General features: G+C 62.2%; 11 protein-coding genes. 3 read left to right on the top strand and 8 right to left on the bottom strand.

The features are described from left to right. Positions 1 to 216: 216 nt before the first annotated feature. Positions 217 to 2,469 carry a DNA topoisomerase IV subunit A gene (parC, locus tag NKJ73_RS25460; RefSeq protein WP_352571483.1) on the bottom strand — a complete coding sequence of 751 codons (2,253 nt, stop codon included), beginning with the start codon at positions 2,467 to 2,469 and terminating at the stop codon, positions 217 to 219. A gap of 371 nt (positions 2,470 to 2,840) precedes the next feature. Here parC and NKJ73_RS25465 point away from each other — a divergent pair, with 371 nt between their 5' ends. After that, entirely contained in the window at positions 2,841 to 4,034 is a 1,194-nt protein-coding gene (locus NKJ73_RS25465; protein ID WP_352571484.1) for an aq_1923 C-terminal domain, read from the top strand. An 80-nt stretch (positions 4,035 to 4,114) separates the two neighbouring features. On the opposite strand, the gene aspS is transcribed toward NKJ73_RS25465, so the two are convergent. The 4 genes from aspS to NKJ73_RS25485 all read right to left on the bottom strand — a co-directional run bounded on the left by aspS (position 4,115) and on the right by NKJ73_RS25485 (position 9,173). Continuing rightward, the gene (gene aspS / locus NKJ73_RS25470) at positions 4,115 to 5,905 is read right to left on the bottom strand and encodes an aspartate--tRNA ligase (RefSeq protein ID WP_352571505.1); all 1,791 of its coding nucleotides are present in this window, start codon (positions 5,903 to 5,905) and stop codon (positions 4,115 to 4,117) included. Positions 5,906 to 6,119: 214 nt separating this feature from the next. Beyond that, complete coding sequence (locus NKJ73_RS25475) at positions 6,120 to 6,944, bottom strand: carbohydrate ABC transporter permease (protein ID WP_352571485.1); 825 nt, start codon at positions 6,942 to 6,944, stop codon at positions 6,120 to 6,122. A gap of 19 nt (positions 6,945 to 6,963) precedes the next feature. Then, positions 6,964 to 7,836 (bottom strand): carbohydrate ABC transporter permease, encoded by an 873-nt coding sequence (locus NKJ73_RS25480; protein ID WP_352571506.1) that lies wholly within the window; start codon positions 7,834 to 7,836, stop codon positions 6,964 to 6,966. A 68-nt stretch (positions 7,837 to 7,904) separates the two neighbouring features. Then, entirely contained in the window at positions 7,905 to 9,173 is a 1,269-nt protein-coding gene (locus tag NKJ73_RS25485) for an ABC transporter substrate-binding protein (RefSeq protein WP_352458565.1), read from the bottom strand. A 391-nt stretch (positions 9,174 to 9,564) separates the two neighbouring features. Between NKJ73_RS25485 and NKJ73_RS25490 the strand changes: the two genes are divergently transcribed. Beyond that, positions 9,565 to 10,812, top strand: coding sequence for an MFS transporter (locus tag NKJ73_RS25490; RefSeq protein WP_023674455.1), 1,248 nt, complete (start codon positions 9,565 to 9,567; stop codon positions 10,810 to 10,812). Between the two features lie 73 nt (positions 10,813 to 10,885). Then, positions 10,886 to 12,037, top strand: a complete 1,152-nt coding sequence (rnd, locus tag NKJ73_RS25495) for a ribonuclease D (RefSeq protein WP_023674454.1) — start codon at positions 10,886 to 10,888, stop codon at positions 12,035 to 12,037. Between the two features lie 12 nt (positions 12,038 to 12,049). On the opposite strand, the gene NKJ73_RS25500 is transcribed toward rnd, so the two are convergent. Genes NKJ73_RS25500 through guaB form a run of 3 tightly spaced genes read right to left on the bottom strand, consistent with a single transcriptional unit; the run spans position 12,050 to position 14,571 of the window. Then, positions 12,050 to 12,469: an MAPEG family protein gene (locus NKJ73_RS25500; RefSeq protein ID WP_352571486.1), complete on the bottom strand. Its 420-nt coding sequence runs from the start codon at positions 12,467 to 12,469 to the stop codon at positions 12,050 to 12,052. Positions 12,470 to 12,497: 28 nt separating this feature from the next. Next, positions 12,498 to 13,037: a hypothetical protein gene (locus NKJ73_RS25505; RefSeq protein WP_352571507.1), complete on the bottom strand. Its 540-nt coding sequence runs from the start codon at positions 13,035 to 13,037 to the stop codon at positions 12,498 to 12,500. A gap of 31 nt (positions 13,038 to 13,068) precedes the next feature. Then, the gene (gene guaB, locus NKJ73_RS25510; RefSeq protein WP_352458563.1) at positions 13,069 to 14,571 is read right to left on the bottom strand and encodes an IMP dehydrogenase; all 1,503 of its coding nucleotides are present in this window, start codon (positions 14,569 to 14,571) and stop codon (positions 13,069 to 13,071) included. Positions 14,572 to 14,585: the final 14 nt, after the last annotated feature.

The following is a 14,585-nucleotide window of genomic DNA, read 5'->3' on the forward strand; positions in this document are numbered from 1 at the left end:
TATGCCCTGATATAGTGCAGCAATCGTGACGACATCCCAAATGTTTGGGTGGAGCTGCTAATCTCCCCCCTTGAGGGGGAGATGTCGCCGAAGGCGACAGAGGGGTCGGGACGTCCTGACGCGACCTTACCACGAACAAAGGAGGCTGGCGCTTCATGCGCGGGGACCCCCTCTGGCCTGCCGGCCATCTCCCCCTCAAGGGGGGAGATTACCGCTTCACCCGAACTTGCCAGTCCTCGGGAAACCCTTCGGCACCATGCGGCCGGCCGAGGCGCGGGCGCCAATCCATTCGGCAAGCTCGTCACGCGATTTGGTGAAGGTGCGGTCTGCCGAATCCTGCCAGGACAGGCCGCTTGCGAGCGTGAAGGTCTTGAGGTCGAGGACGCCGCCATCTTTGTATTTCTGCAGGCGCACGCCCTTGCCGCGCCCCATCTCCGGGATCTCGGCCAGCGGGAATACCAGCATCTTGCGATTCTCGCCGACAATGGCGAGATGGTCGCCGGCGACGCTTATGCAGCGCTGGGCTTCGTCGGGCGCCTTGACGTTCATCACCTGCTTGCCCTTGCGGGTGTTGGCGACGACTTCTTCTTCCGGCACGATGAAACCGTTGCCGTCATGCGACACCAGCAGCAGCTTGCGCTTGGGATCATGGACGAAGGCGGTGACGATATCCTGGTCGTTGTCCATGTCGACGATGATGCGGATCGGCTCGCCGTGGCCACGCCCACCAGGCAGCCGGTCGGCGCCGATCGTGTAGAACTTGCCGCCGGTGGTGGAGACCAGCACCTTGTCGGTCGTCTGGGCGTGGAAGGCGAGCTTGAGGCTGTCGCCTTCCTTGAAGGTCAGGGCCGAATGGTCGGTCAGATGACCTTTCATGGCCCTCAGCCAGCCCTTTTCCGAAACGACGACAGTGACCGGCTCGCGCTCGATCATGGCATGGGCGATATCGGTCAGGTCATGTTCGGGCGCATCGGCGAACTCGGTCCGGCGCTTGCCGATCTCGGTCTCCGGTCCGAATTTCTCACGGATGCTGGCGACTTCCCACTTGATCGTCGCCCACTGTTTGGCGTCGGATGCGAGCAATGCCTCGATCTGCTTCTTCTCGCCGCTCAGGCCGTTGAATTCCTCACGGATCTCGAATTCCTCGAGCTTGCGCAGCGCCCTCAGCCGCATGTTGAGGATGGCTTCGGCCTGGGTGTCGGTGAGTGACCAGCGGGCCATCATCACCTGCTTGGGCTCGTCCTCCTCGCGGATGATCCTGATCACCTCGTCGATGTTGAGGTAGGCGATCAGATAGCCGGCGAGGATCTCCAGCCGCCTCTCGATCTCGCCGAGGCGGTGCTTGGAGCGGCGGATCAAGACGTCGCGGCGGTGCTCAAGCCACTCCTTGAGCACGCCTTTCAGTGACAGCACGTTCGGCACCTTGCCGCGCGACAACACGTTCATGTTGAGCGGAAAGCGGCTTTCGAGCTCGGTCAGCTTGAACAGCGATTCCATCATGATGCCGGGATCGACCGAGCGGCTCTTCGGCACCAGCACGACGCGGATGTCCTCGGCGCTCTCGTCGCGGATATCCTCGAGCAACGGAAGCTTGCGCGCCATCAAGAGCTCGGCGATCTTTTCGATCAGCCGGGCCTTCTGGACGCCGTAGGGGATTTCGGTGACGACTATGTTCCAGGTGCCCCTCCCCTGGTCCTCCTGGCTCCATTTCGCCCTGACGCGGAAACCACCGCGACCCGTTTCGTAGGCTTCGAGGATCGAGGCTCGGCTGTCGACGATGATGCCGCCGGTCGGGAAATCCGGACCTTGCACGAAATCCATCAGCTTGGTGACGGGCGCATCCGGATGATCAATCAGGTGAAGCGCGGCGTCGCAGAGCTCGGCCGCATTGTGCGGCGGGATCGAGGTCGCCATGCCGACGGCGATGCCGGACGAGCCGTTGGCGAGCAGGTTCGGGAAGGCGCCGGGCAGCACGGCCGGCTCCTCGTCTTCCTCGTTGTAGGTCGGGCGGAAATCGACGGCGTCCTCGGTGATGCCTTCCAGCAGCAGCGTCGACACTTCGGTCATGCGCGCTTCGGTGTAGCGCATGGCGGCGGCGTTATCGCCGTCGATATTGCCGAAATTGCCCTGCCCGTCGACCAGCGGGTAGCGCATCGAAAAATCCTGCGCCAACCGCACCAACGCGTCGTAGATCGACTGGTCGCCATGCGGATGGAATTTGCCCATCACCTCGCCGACGATGCGGGCGCATTTGGCAAAGCCCTGGTCGGGGTTGAGCCGCAACAGACGCATGGCATGCATGATGCGACGATGCACCGGCTTCAGCCCGTCGCGCACGTCTGGCAGTGCCCGGTGCATGATGGTCGACAGCGCGTAGGCGAGATAGCGCTCTTCCAGCGCCTTCTTCAGATCGACCGGCTCGATATTGTCGCCGCCGCCACTCTCGGGCGGCAAAAGCCTTTTTCCCATGGGCTGGCACTAGCCGAGCGGGTGATTCGCGGCAAGAGGCACCGGTATGCATCCTCCTAAAGCGAGTCGCATTCGACCGGCCCCATGCGACGCTTTAGGTCCTTGTTTTGATACATGCCGTTATCGCAAAACCCGCTGCACACTTTTGCGCGACATCCATTATGCAACAGGAATTGGAAGCGTCACGACGCCGGCCAACATCAACCCGTTACATCCTGCTTCTATCGCAAGGCTGATGGATCGGGTTTGCCTTTGGCCGCGATTTTCGACCATTGTGCCGAGGCCCGCCTTTTTCCGGTCCAGTTCGTCACCGAATGGTGACGACGCGACGATTTGAAAAGAATTTCAGGACACTCTCAGGGGAGCTCTCGATGACGATCAGACACTCGACACTTATTAAAAGACTGGCTTTTTCGACCTTTTTGCTGACGCTGCCGCTGAATGCGGCGTTCGCGCAGGATACCGCGGTCGCCGACCGGCTGAAGGTTGCCCTCGCCGCGCAGGGTGTCGACCTCTCCTGGACCGGAGTAACCGGCGACACCTCCAGCATGGTTCTGCAAGGCGTAGCGGTCAAACCGGCGGCCGAAAAGGAGGCGCTCAAGATCGGCGACGTCAAGCTCGAAGGTGTGACCGAAGCCAATGGCGGCTATCAAATCGCGACCGTATCGACGTCGCCGTTCGAACACAGCGAAGATGGCGTCACGCTCAATCTCAGCCCCTTCGTCATCCACGACATGACGGTTCCGGCCGAAGGCGCAAGCGGTCCGCTGGGCTCGCTGATGATGTACAAATCGGCCGAGCTCGACAACATGACAGTCAAAGTGGCTGACAAAACTGCTTTCTCGATGGACGGGCTTGCCATCGCAATCACGCCGCCGGCCGACGGCAAGGCCATGGCGTTTTCCGGCACTACGGAAAAATTCGCTGCCGACCTGACCCTGGTCGAAGATCCGAAGTCCAAGGAAGTCATCAACGCGCTCGGCTACCAGAACATATCAGGCAATCTTGAGATGGAAGGAACCTGGCAGCCTACCGACGGCAGGATGGACTTGTCGAAATACGAAATATCGGTCGACAATGCCGGCACGCTCGGCATGACCTTCGATCTCGGCGGCTACACGCTGGACGTCATCAAATCACTGCAGGAGATGCAGAAGAAGATGGCAGCGCAGCCCGAAGGCGCCGACAATTCGGCGCAAGGCATGGCCATGCTCGGGCTGCTGCAGCAGCTTTCGTTCAACAGCGCCTCGATCCGCTTCGACGACGATTCGCTGACCAAAAAGCTGCTCGATTATGCCGGCAAGCAGCAAGGCATGTCCGGCAAGGACATCGCCAACCAGGCCAAGGCGATCGTGCCCTTCGGCATGGCGCAGCTCAACAATCCGGAACTGACCGCGCAGGTTTCGGCCGCGGTCAACAAATTCCTCGACGACCCGCAAAGCATCGAGGTCTCGGCCGAGCCGCCGGCAGCGGTGCCGTTCGCACTGATCATGGCGGGCGCCATGTCCAACCCGCTCGACCTGCCGAAAACGCTTGGCGTGACGGTTACAGCAAACGAAGACTGATCGAGACAGGCTTCAAGCAAAAAGCCCGGCAGCGATGCCGGGCTTTTTTATGAATCAACAGCACCGGTTCGGAGCGTTTTCTAAACCTCTTTCTTCGTCGCCACCACGCGCAGCGACAATTCGCGAAGCTGCTGCGGGCTGGCTTCCGACGGCGCGTTCATCAACAGGTCGTAGGCCTGCTGGTTCATCGGAAACATGGTCACTTCGCGCAGGTTCCTCGCGCCGACCAGAAGCATGACGACGCGGTCGATGCCGGCTGCCATGCCGCCATGCGGCGGCGCGCCATACTGGAAGGCGCGATAAAGGCCGCCGAAGCGCTCTTCGATGGTCGCGCGGTCCAGCCCGACGGTTTCGAAGGCCTTGACCATGGTTTCGGGCAGATGGTTGCGGATGCCGCCGGAGGCGATCTCGAAACCGTTACAGACCATGTCGTACTGGAACGCCTTGATGCCGAGCAGATCCTCGCCGTTAAGCGCATCGATGCCGCCTTGCGGCATCGAGAAAGGATTGTGCGCGAAATCGATCTTCTTCTCCTCCTCGTTCCATTCGAAGAACGGGAAGTCGACGATCCAGCACAATTCGAAGCGGTCGCGGTCGACAAGATTGAGCTCCTCGCCGGCGCGGGTGCGCGCCGCTCCCGCGAAGGAGACGAACTTCTTCGGATCGCCGGCGACGAAGAAGGCGGCATCGCCATCCGCAAGGCCGAGTTGTTGTCGGATCGCCTCGGTGCGCTCCTCGCCGATGTTCTTGGCCAGCGGCCCGGCGCCTTCAAGCTTCTCGCCCTCCTTGCGCCAGAAGATGTAGCCGAGGCCGGGCTGGCCCTCGCCTTGCGCCCATGAGTTCATGCGGTCGCAGAAGGCGCGCGACCCGCCGGTCTTGGCCGGAATGGCCCAGACCTCGGCCTTCGGATCGTTGGCAAGGATGTTGGCAAATACCTTGAAGCCGGAATCGCGAAAATGGTCGGAGACGGCCTGCATTTCGATCGGGTTGCGCAGGTCCGGCTTGTCGGTGCCGTATTTGCGCATGGCGACATCATAGGCGATGCGCGGAAACTTCTGCGTCACCGGCTTGCCGGCGGCAAAGGTCTCGAAAACGCCTCGCATTACCGGCTCCATGGTGCTGAACACGTCCTCCTGCTCGACGAAGCTCATCTCCACGTCGAGCTGGTAGAATTCACCCGGCAGACGGTCGGCGCGCGGATCCTCGTCGCGGAAGCACGGCGCAATCTGGAAGTAGCGGTCGAAGCCGGACACCATGATCAGCTGCTTGTACTGCTGCGGTGCCTGCGGCAGCGCGTAGAAAGTGCCGGGGTGGATGCGCGACGGCACCAGGAAGTCGCGCGCCCCTTCTGGCGACGAGGCGGTGAGGATCGGCGTCGAGAATTCGGTGAAGCCCACCTCGCCCATCAGCTTGCGCATCTCGGCGATGATTTTCGTGCGCGCGACGATGTTCTTGTGCAGCGTGTCGCGGCGCAGGTCGAGAAAACGGTATTTGAGGCGGATGTCCTCCGGATAATCCGGCTCGCCGAAGACCGGCAGCGGCAATTCCTTGGCCGCCGACAGCAACTCGATCTCGCGGGCGAAGATTTCGATCTCGCCGGTCGGCAAATTGGGATTCACGGTGTCGGCGAGGCGCGCCTTGACCTCGCCGTCGACGCGGACGACCCATTCGCCGCGCAGGGTCTCGGCGATCTTGAAGGCCGGCGAATCCGGGTCGGCAACGATCTGGGTCAGGCCGTAATGGTCGCGCAAATCGATGAACAGCAGGCCGCCATGGTCGCGCACGCGATGCACCCAACCCGACAGGCGAACGGCGGAGCCGACGTCGCTTTTCCTCAACTGGGCACAGGTGTGGCTGCGGTAACGATGCATTGTCATTCTTAAAGTCCGGATGTTGGGTTGCGGCCGAGGCATGATGGCCCAGCCTGAAAATTTGCGCGAAAAGCACATGAGAGGGTGCATTTGTCAAGGCGAGCGGCAGCCGGGTCGAGTTCGCGTTCTTCCCGCCCCTATCTCACCGGCATCAATTTGTGCTCGAGGCGTCAATCTGAGTTCGCTGCTCTGTGCCGGCAGTTCAACTATGCACTCATCCCTTGACCCCGCCCGCGGTGAGGCCGGAGATGATCTTGCGCTGGAAGATCAGGACAAGGACGACGAGCGGCACGGTGACGATCACCGATGCGGCCATGATGTTGCCCCACGGGATCTCGAATTGAGAGCTGCCGGAGAGCAGGGCGATGGCGACCGGCACGGTTCGCTGCTCATTGCTGGAGGTAAACGTCAGGGCGAAGAGGAACTCGTTCCACGCACCGATGAAGGCGAGGAGCCCGGTGGTCGCCAGCGCCGGCCACATGAGCGGCAGGAAGACGCGGCTGATGATGATCCAGGGCGTGGCGCCATCGAGGATCGCAGCTTCCTCCAGTTCGATCGGCAGGTCGCGAACGAAGGCGGTGAGCACCCAGACGGTGAACGGCAAGGTGAAGATCATGTAGGACAAGATCAGCGCGAACGGCGAATTGTAGAGGCCGAAGGTGCGGATCAGCTCGAAAAGACCGGCAAGCACCGCCAATTGCGGGAACATCGAAACGGACAGGATAGTGAGGAGCAGAGCCGAGCGGCCGCGGAAGCGGATGCGCGCCAGCGCATAGGCGGCGGTGACGCCCAGGAACAGCGAAATGACGACAACGGCGCTCGAGATGAACAGCGAGTTCACGAGGTTGCGCAGGAAGGTCCCCTCGGTGAATACGGTCCTGTAGTTGCTGAAGGTAATCGTCGTCGGCCAATAGTCGATCTGGAAGAGCGCCGTCCCCGATTTCAGGCTGGTGATGATGGCGTAGTAGAACGGGAACACCGCGACGACGACGATAACGGCGACGAGGAGGTAGAAAGCCGTGCGCTTGACGATCCACATGGTCAGTAGTCCCCCATGATCAATAGTCCTTGTCCAGTCTTATCCGGCCGAGCCAAAGAACGAGCATGGTCAGCAGAGCGAGGATGAGGAAGAGCAGCGTCGAGGCGGCGGAGCCGTAGGCAAACTTATCGAACTCAAACAGGCTCTCGCGGGCAAACACCGACATCGACTTGGTATGTATGTTGTTTGGCGTAAGCACGTAGATCAGATCGAAGATGCGCAGGGCGTCGAGACCGCGAAAGATCATGGCCACCATCAACGCCGGTCGGATGAGCGGCAAGGTGATCTTCCAGAAAATTCTCCACGCGCCGACGCCGTCGAGCTTGGCGACCTCGTAGATTTCTTGCGGAAGCATCTGGAGGCCGGCGAGAATGAGAAGCGCCATGAAGGGGGTCGCCTTCCAGATGTCGACAACAAGGACGGCGACCATCGCCGTGTCGGCGCTGGCCGTCCAGGCGATCTTGGTGCTGATCAGGCCGAGCTTGAGCAGGACGTCGTTGATGATGCCGAACTGGTCGTTGAGCATCCACTGCCACATTTTCGCCGAGACGATCGTCGGGATCGCCCAAGGGATGAGGATCGCGGCGCGCACGATGCCGCGGCCGCGAAACTTGGCGTTGAGCACCAGCGCGACGATCATGCCGAGCACCGTCTCGCAGGTCACCGAAATCACCGCGAAGCGCACCGTGTTCCAGACGGCGCGCCACCAGACCGGATCGGCGAGCAGCCCGTCATAAATGACGCGGCCGCTCGGCATTTGCAGGACGGAGAAATAGTTGGCGAAGCCAACCCAGCGGCGGGCTTCGAGGTCGGCGAGCGAGGCATCGGTGAAGCCGAAATAGATCGTGCGCGTCAATGGCCAAGCGGCGACGGCGGCGAGCACGATGAGCATCGGAGCAAGCAGCAGCCATGCCGAGCGCACACGCTGACGCGCCAGCAGCGAGCCTGAGCGCGGCGAGGTCACCAGGCGGTGCCCTTGAGCCTGGTCAAGGAGAACTCCAGATCGGCAAGGTTGTCGGCGGCCGTGCCCTCGCCGGACATGGTGTTGTGGACGGCGGTCCAGAACTCGCTCGATGCCTCATTGTACCTGGTCTTGGCCTGGGCCGAGGGACGCGGCACCGCGTTGAGGACGACTTCCTTCCAGCGCGGAATGACCGGCTGCGCGCCGGCGATGTCGGCATCGTCATAGAGTGCCTGGATGGTCGGCAGATATGCCCCCTTCAAGGCGCGGTACTTCTGCATCTGAGGCGAGGCGATCCATTTGACCAGCTCGATCGCTGCATCCGGGTTCTTCGAATATTTGGAAACCGCGAGATTCCAGCCGCCAAGCGTTGCTGCCGGGCGCGCGCCCTCACCCGACCCCGGCGGCAGCGTGGTCACCTTGAACTTGCCTTTGATGGGGGAGCTTTCGCTGTTGCCAAGCGCGTAGGCGTAGGGCCAGTTGCGCATGAAGACGGCGTTGCCGGTCTGCCAGACGCCGCGCGACTCTTCTTCCTGGTAGGCCAGAACGCCGGGCGGCGAGATGGTTCCCACCCAGCTCCTCGCCATTTCCAGCGCCGCGGCTGCTTGCGGATTGTTGATGGAGATCGTGCCGTCCGGCTCGATAATCTGGCCGCCGCCGTTCGACTTCACCCATTCGAGTGCATCGCAGGTCAGCCCCTCATAGGCGTTGCCCTGGAAAACGAAACCCCACATGTCCTTGTTGCCGGCCGCGCGCTCCTTGTCCATGACAAGCTTGGCGGTATCGGCAAGTTCAGCCCAGCTGGCCGGGACCCTGGCGCCGTATTTGTCGAGGAGATCCTTGCGGTAGTAGAGCGCCGGAGCGTCGGTGAATATCGGCAAGGCGACGAGCTTGCCGTCCACGGTCTGCGATTTGATGATCGATGGGAAATGGGCGCCAACGACATCCTTGGTCGCTTCGGTCAGGTCGATGAACTGCCTTGCAAGCTGGGGGGCCCAGATGATGTCCGTTTGATAGACGTCGACGTCGCTGCTTCCGGCGGCAAGCCAGAGCCGGTATTGGCCAAACTGGTCCGTCGCCGAGGGAGGCAGCGGAACGACGCTAACCTTGTTGCCGGTCTTCTTCTCGTATTGATCGAGGATCTCGCGAAGGATTCTCTGGCCGTTGCCGGTATCTCCGGACACCATGGCGAGGTCGACAGCCCGCGCCGGCCCGGCCGCCAGAACTGCGGCCACGGCAAATGCCGCAAATGCGGAATGAAATTTCATGATGGCGGACCTCCCTTTGGAGCTTCAGGCCGGGCAGCAGAAACGACGTCGATGCCTGACACCGTCTCCGCACACCGGCAGCTCACAAGACGCGTATTCGCCCACCAGCACTGAACTACAAAGATACGCCTTGGTTCCCAACACGGAGGGTCCGGCGCCACGCGGTAGCGCAATTTCCCCCTCGGTAATGCACCTAAAGCGTGTCGCGTTCGATCGGCCTCATGCGACGCGCTTTAGGTTCTTGTTTTTATGCATGTCGTTATCGCAAAACCGCTGCACACTTTTGCGCGACATGCATTAAGGCCCCCGGCTGGCCCCAACGCCACCGGGAATTGCCGCTGGCAATGGCGAAGGCGATGGTTCAAGAAGGATCAACGACAGGCTTTCCTTCATGTCCTCCATCCGCCCGCTGATCCCCCTCCTGATCGCCGCCGGCATCCTGCTCGGCGGCAACGGCCTGCAGAGCACGTTGATTGCGCTGCGTGGTGCGCAGGAAGGTTTTCCCGCTTCCTCGATCGGCCTGATGGGCACGTTCTATTTCGCCGGCTTCCTGCTCGGCTGCCTTGCCGTGACCCGCATCATGAAATCCGTCGGCCATGTGCGCGCCTTTTCGGCACTCGCGGCGATCGCCTCGGCGGGAACGCTGCTTCTGGTGCTGGTCATCGATCCGGTGATGTGGTGCGCCGTGCGCTTTGCCGGCGGGTTCTGCTTTGCCGGCCTGTTCACCATCATGGAAGCCTGGCTGAATTCCGGCGTCACCAACACCGACCGGGCGCGGGTGCTTGCCATCTACCGGATGGTCGACATCGGCTCGGTGACGGGCGCCCAGTTCCTGATCCCGATCTTTGGCGCCGGCGGCTTTGCCATCTTCGCCATCATGTCGATGATGATCACCGTTTCGCTGGTGCCGGTTTCGCTCGGCGACCGCTCCAATCCGACGCCGCCGGAAGACGTCAAGCTCGATTTGGCGCGCGTCTGGCGGATCTCGCCGCTCGGCTGCTTCGGCTGTATCGCCGTCGGCGTCACAAACAGCGCCTTCCGCACCCTGTCGCCGGTCTACGCCGAGCAGATCGGCATGTCGGTCGCCGACGTCGTCACCTTCGTCAGCGTCGGCATTTTCGGCGGCGCCATCATCCAATACCCGCTTGGCTATCTCTCCGACCGCTGGGACCGGCGCTCGGTGCTGCTGATGACCACGTGCTGTGCGATGGTGGCGGCACTGGCGCTGGCATTCGTGGCAGGCGGCAGCCCGTTTCTCAACTTCCTGCTCGTCTTCATCTTCGGCTGCTTCGCCATGCCGCTTTATTCGTTGTCAGCGGCGCATTCCAACGACCGCGCCGACAAGGGCGAGTTCGTGCTGATCAACGCTGCCTTGATGCTGTTTTATTCCTTCGGCGCCATCGGCGGGCCGTTCGCAGCCTCGACGGTGATGCAATTTTTCGGGCCGAGCGCGCTGTTCGTGTTCAGCGCCACCGTCTATGCGATCTTCGTGGCCGTCATCCTTTACCGGATGCAGGCGCGCTCCGCCGTGCCGGCCACCCATCGCAGCCGTTTTACGGCGCTGTTGCGCACTTCGACGGTTTTTGCCCGGTTGGCGAAGCGGAATGCCGATCCCGATGAACCCGCAAAGCCTGGATAGAGGTGCTTGCGCTTGACGAAAGCGCGCGCGGCTGAAATTGAAAGAGACCCTATCCCTTGCCAAAAGCGATTTGATGCACGTCATCACCACCCAGAAAGAACTCGAGACCGCTATTGCCGCTTTCGAAAAGGCGGAATTCGTCACCGTCGATACCGAATTCATTCGCGAAACGACCTTCTGGCCGATCCTGTGCCTGATCCAGATGGCAGCGCCCGGGGTGACCGCGCTGATCGATCCGCTGTCGCCCGACATCGACCTGAAACCGTTCTTCAGGCTGATGGCCAACGAGGCGATCGTCAAAGTCTTCCATGCGGCGCGCCAGGACATCGAAATCATCGTGCATCTCGGCGATCTGGTGCCGCATCCGGTGTTCGACACCCAGGTCGCGGCAATGGTCTGCGGCTTCGGCGACAGCGTCTCCTACGACCAGCTGGTGCAGCGCATCACCGGAGCGCGGCTCGACAAGTCCTCGCGCTTCACCGATTGGCGCCACCGTCCGCTGTCCGAAAAGCAGCTCGACTACGCGCTCGCCGACGTCACCCACCTGATCGAGGTCTACAAGCATCTCAGCGCCGAGCTGGTGCGGGAAAACCGCGCCCACTGGCTGAACGAGGAGATGGACGTGCTGACCTCGCGCGAGACCTACGATCCGCATCCCGAGGATGCCTGGAAGCGGCTCAAGATGCGGCTGCGCAAGCCGCAGGAACTGGCGATCGTGCAGGCGGTGGCCGCCTGGCGCGAACGCGAAGCGCGCGAGCGCGACGTGCCGCGCGGCCGGGTGCTCAAGGACGATGCGATCTACGAAGTGGCGCAGCAGGCGCCGCGCGACGCTGCGGCGCTGAGCAAGCTGCGTACCACGCCGAAGGGCTGGGAGCGCTCGTCGACGGCGACGGCACTGCTTGGCGCGGTAAACGCTGCCCTTGCCCTGCCCAGGGAAGAGATGCCGAAGCTGCCGAAGAGCTTCCAGCCGCCGGAGGGGTCAAGCGCCGCGGCGGAGTTGCTGAAGGTGCTGCTGCGGATCGTTGCCGAAAAGGAGGGCGTCGCATCCAAGGTACTCGCCTCCAGTGACGACATCGACCGCATCGCTGCCGAGGGCGAGGAAGCCGACGTGCCGGCATTGCAAGGCTGGCGGCGCGCCGTCTTCGGCGAGGCCGCGCTCAAGCTGGTGCGCGGTGAACTCGCCATCAGGTTCGACAAGCGCAAGATCGCTGTATTCGATTTGTAGCCTTGAGCTTGCTCAGATCAAGCCGAGCAGATGCAGCGCTAGCCATATCCAGCCAAGTGCAAGAACTACCGCGCCCAGGTAGAATGCCCTGCTGCGCAGGATTAGCCGATTCCTGGTCAAGTGGACCGACGCGTGAAGATAGCGGGAGACGACAAAGATCCACATCAGAGCCAAGGTCAGATAATTGACGCCATTGGTCACGTGCAGCGTCAAGCATAAGACGTAGAAAAGCACCTGCAGTTCGAACTGGTTGCTCAGATTGTCGGCGACGGTGATACTGGACCCAGGCTCCGTCGAGCGCGTCTTGAACTGGCCGGTCTTGGCTTCGCCCGACCTGACCGCACCATAGCGGCGCCGGCCCATTACGATATAGACGATATAGACCAACAGCACCTGCGCCAGGATCGGCCAGAAGATCGCGGTCTGGTTCAAGACGCCCCCTATCGTTGTCACCCAACCTTCAAGGCCGTTTCTGAGCCATCAGAGTGAAAGCCGCAATGACAGTCACTGGTATCGCCAGTAGGGCGAATTTGGTGACGATCAGCGCCGAGGCGAAAGATAGTGAATCCGGATTGGCCGACAGAAAATCGGACAAAAGACGAGCCACGGCGATATTCTGGGCATAGTCGGTAAGCAGGTAGGGCAGCACCAGCACAACCGCGAATATCGACTGGGTTTGCGCAGGCAGTGCACGGAAATTCTTCAGCCGCCGGCCCGTGGCCAGGATCAGGCTGACCATCGTCAGCGATAGCAGCGCCGGAAAAAGCAGGTCGAAGGTCAGGTAATGCCAGACGAGAATAATTTCGCTGCCGCGCCGGCCGAGGGCTGTTAGCCAGGCCATGCCCTCATCCGGGGTGAAACCGGTATAGCGCATGTCGAGCGACGGCAGACCGCCGCTCAATCGGCGAAAATAGAGGAACTCCATCGCCGTCATGATGATGAAAACCGCCACGGTGGCGGTACAGAGTGCGGCCGCGTGGCGCGACAGCCGCAGGATCATTGCCGCCAGATTGCGCCAAAGCGCATGGCGATCAGGCTCCGCCAGGATAATTCGGGCTTTCGCGGGTAATCGTGACGTCATGGGCGTGGCTTTCACGAAGTCCGGCATTGGATATCCGCACAAAAGTGGCGCGCTCGCGGAAATCGGCAAGGTCGCGGCCACCGACATAACCCATAGCGGCTTTCAGGCCGCCTGCAAGCTGGTGCAGCACGCCAGACACAGGTCCTTTGTACGGCACCTGCCCTTCGATGCCTTCCGGGACCAGTTTCAGCGTGTCGCGCACCTCGGCCTGGAAATAACGATCGGCGGAGCCGCGCGCCATCGCGCCGACCGAGCCCATGCCGCGATAGGCTTTGAAGGAGCGGCCCTGGTGCAGATAGACCTCGCCCGGGCTCTCGTCCGTGCCGGCCAGCAGCGAGCCGATCATCGCCGCGCTGGCGCCGGCGGCCAGTGCCTTGGCGAGATCGCCCGAATATTTGATGCCGCCATCGGCAATGACCGAAACGCCGGATTTCTGCGCCGTCTCGACCGCCGACATGATCGCCGAGAGCTGCGGCACGCCGACGCCGGCGACGATGCGGGTGGTGCAGATGGAGCCTGGTCCGATGCCGACCTTGACCGCGTCGGCGCCGGCATCGATCAGCGCCAAGGTGCCTTCCGCGGTGGCGACGTTGCCGGCCAAGATGCGAACCGAGTTGGACAGCTTCTTGGCCCGCGTCACCGCATCCAGAACGCGCTGCGAATGACCGTGCGCGGTGTCGATCACCAGAAGGTCGACGCCGGCGTCGATGAGGCGCTCGGCCCGTTCGAAACCGTCATCGCCGACGCTGGTGGCGGCGGCGGCGCGCAAGCGCCCCTGCGCATCCTTGGTGGCGTGCGGGTTGAGCTGCGACTTCTCGATGTCCTTGACCGTGATCAGCCCGACGCAATTGCCGTCCCGATCGACCACAACAAGCTTCTCGATGCGGTGCTGATGGAGCAGCCGCTTGGCCTCGTCCTGATCGACGTTCTCCTTGACCGTGATCAGGTTCTCGCGGGTCATCAGCTCATAGACCTTTTGCGCCGGATCGGACGCGAAGCGGACGTCGCGGTTGGTCAGGATGCCGACGAGCCGGCCGACCGTGTGGCCGCCGGTGCCGCCGTTCTCGACCACCGGAATGCCCGAAATGCTGTAGGTGCGCATCAGACCCAGCGCATCGGCAAGCGTCGCCTCGGGACCGATGGTGACAGGGTTGACCACCATGCCGGACTCGAACTTCTTCACCTGCCGCACCTGCTCGGCCTGTTCGGCCGGCGAGAAATTGCGGTGGATGACGCCAATGCCGCCGGCCTGGGCCATGGCGATGGCGAGCCGCGCCTCTGTGACCGTGTCCATGGCGGCCGACAGGATCGGCACGTTGAGGTCGATGTCACCTGCGATGCGGGTGCGGATGTCGGTCTCGCCGGGCATGACCTCGGAATGACCCGGCTGCAGCAGCACGTCGTCAAAGGTCAGCGCCAATGCGCCGGTGGACGTCTCGATGATTTTTGCCATGGCCAGCCCTCGGA

It is taken from the genome of Mesorhizobium sp. M0074, from assembly GCF_040322975.1.
In the GTDB taxonomy this organism is placed as follows: Bacteria; Pseudomonadota; Alphaproteobacteria; order Rhizobiales; family Rhizobiaceae; genus Mesorhizobium.